This is a genomic window from Propionigenium maris DSM 9537 (assembly GCF_027925155.1).
GTDB lineage: Bacteria > Fusobacteriota > Fusobacteriia > Fusobacteriales > Fusobacteriaceae > Propionigenium > Propionigenium maris.
Window position 1 is genome coordinate 1 of sequence record NZ_BSDY01000055.1, and the last position, 2477, is coordinate 2477.

Annotated in this window: 3 protein-coding genes; all 3 read right to left on the bottom strand. The window is 41.3% G+C overall.

The window, feature by feature from the left end; genetic code table 11:
• Window positions 1–657: 657 nt before the first annotated feature.
• Window positions 658–1134 carry a glycine/sarcosine/betaine reductase complex selenoprotein A gene (gene grdA, locus QMG11_RS19940; RefSeq protein WP_281838209.1) on the bottom strand — a complete coding sequence of 159 codons (477 nt, stop codon included), beginning with the start codon at window positions 1132–1134 and terminating at the stop codon, window positions 658–660.
• A 61-nt stretch (window positions 1135–1195) separates the two neighbouring features.
• A complete protein-coding gene (trxA, locus tag QMG11_RS19945) occupies window positions 1196–1513 on the bottom strand; it encodes a thioredoxin TrxA (protein WP_281838210.1) in 318 nt (105 codons plus the stop codon).
• A gap of 29 nt (window positions 1514–1542) precedes the next feature.
• On the bottom strand, window positions 1543–2477 hold a 935-nt coding region (locus QMG11_RS19950; RefSeq protein ID WP_281838212.1), incomplete at its 5' end, for an FAD-dependent oxidoreductase.

Sequence of the window (2477 nt, forward strand, 5' to 3'; positions counted from 1 at the left end):
AAGTTCTGTATGAGTCTCTGATATTCTTTAGATACTCTGAATCAGGATTTACATGCTTTTCTGTAGTTTGAGTAGTACCATTGTGTAGTATCATGTCAGGTGTGTGAATAAGAGCGTATGAAGCTCCCTTAAGAACTGAATAATTCATTGTTTTCCCCCTATTTATTTTTAAAAAAAGTTGAAACCGCGAATTACGCGAATTTTCACTGTTATTTTCTTCCCATCTTTCTTAAACCATACTATCTAAAATCAAGTGTCAGGTACCGGTTTCCTCCAGAATCTGACCTAAACAATACTTCATATTATTCGCGGCATACGCGGTTACTTTTTATCGGATCTTCTCTTCCTCTTGGATGAGCCCAATAATCTAAAGGAGGCTGGGAAAGCGGGACACTCCCCGCTGCCCTCAGCCCATTGTAGAGGTTTCCCTCTTTTTTACTTTTTTTACTTAGCTTGAACCTAACCTAGGTTCAATTGGATTTTTTGGATTTTTAGAGTTTTTTTAAAGAGTTTTAATTTTTTTCCCAGCTTCCGTCCCATTGGCAGTAGGACAGCCGTCTTACTACTTAAGGTACCTACAGTACCTTTTGTTGCTCAAAGGTTTTAATTGTTTACTTTCAAGATGAAACTTGTTTTCATGGCTAGAAAGTCAACAAATTAAAGGTATTTACAGTTGTCTCCTCTGATCTCGTTCATCTCAGAAACGATCTCTTCTACATCAAGAACCATCTCCATCATTCCGATCTGCTCATCGTAAACATCTGCGTTTACTACAGATTTGAACTCAGGCTCAACTGCGTGGAATACAGTTAGTCCTAGCTCCACTCCAGCCAGGCATCCAGCGTAAGTTGGATCTCCTACTGTTACTGTTTCTGCTGCTAAACCTGCTGCCTCAGCTTCAGCTGCTCCGAATAATACTAGAATATTCTCCGGTCCGTGCTCCTCTGTAAGTGCCTTAACTCTTTTTTGGTTCTCTAAATCCATTGCTCCTGCTGCCGTTCAGACAAAACACTCAGTTGATGCAAATACTACCTCTGCAGTTTCAACTGTTTCTACACACTCTTTTATTGCTTCCCCAGGGATACCGTCTCTGTCCCCGATGATGATTACTTTCTTGTTCTCTAAGATACTCATTTCAAGTGTCCTCCTTATATTTTTTATAATTAAGTGATACCATCACTTTTAAACTTTGTTATTAAAGTGCCTCTTCGATCATCTTTCTGATGTTTTCCTTAGTTGCATCGTCCTTTGTAAGCTCAGATAGCTTCTCTCCGTCCTTGTAGATAATTACTGTTGGTAGTCCAAGCACCTTTTGCTTTATAGCAAGTCTTCTTGCCTTAGCTGTGTTCAGCTTTGCAAATGTCATCTTTTCACCAAATTCCTCTGAAAGCTCTACTACGTGTGGCATTAGAGCTTTACAAGGCTCACATCCGTCACTCCAGAAGTCCACTAGTACTAGACCTTCCTTTTTTAGTACCTCTGCTTCAAAAGTATCCTTTTCTAATTGAATCATGATATCCCTCCTGTGATTTTTATAATAAATTAATGTCCAAACTTTTCATTTAAGTACTTTTCAGATGCTGTAGCTGCCACTGCACCGTCTGCTGCTGCTGTGATTACCTGTCTTAACTCCTTAGGTCTAAGATCTCCAGCTGCGTATACTCCTGGAACGTTTGTTGCCATGAACTCATCTGTAGGAATGTATCCCCACTGATCCATATCGATGTGTCCCTTGAAGATATCTGTAGCTGGGATATATCCTATGAATACGAAGATACCGAATGTTCCGTCTTCCTCGTCAGCTTCATACTCCCAAGTTTCTCCAGTGATGTTGTTCTTGAATGTACATCCCTCAAGAATTCCATCTCCTCTCATATCAGTGATCTCAGTGTTGAACTTCACATCTACTTGAGGATGGTTCATAACGTGCTCTGCGATTGATGCTGCACAAGTGAACTCAGGCTCTCTTGCTACAACAGTTACCTTTCTGGCGAACTTAGTAAGGTACATTGCTTCCTCAGCTGCTGCATACCCTGCCCCTACACAGAATACCTCAAGGTCTGTAAAGAAGTCTGCGTCACAAGTTGCACAGTATGATACTCCCTTACCAGTAAGCTCCTTCTCACCAGGAACTCCAAGCTTTCTAGAGAATGCTCCAGTTGCGATAATAACTGTCTTTCCCTCATAGATGCTTCCATCCTCAGCGATAACCTTTTTAACATCTCCAGTAAAATCAACATTGGCTACACCCTTCATCAGTCTTTCAGCTCCAAAGTGCTCAGCCTGCTGAACCATTCTTCCGATAAGCTTAGGTCCAGATGTTTCCATCTCTCCCTCATCAAATAATGACCCTGGGTAGTTAGCTACCTCTTCAGTAGTAACGATCTGTCCTCCCATCTTAGTCTTCTCTAAGATTAGTGTAGACAGCTTTGATCTTGAAGCGTACAGTGCTGCTGAAAGTCCTGCTGGACCACCAC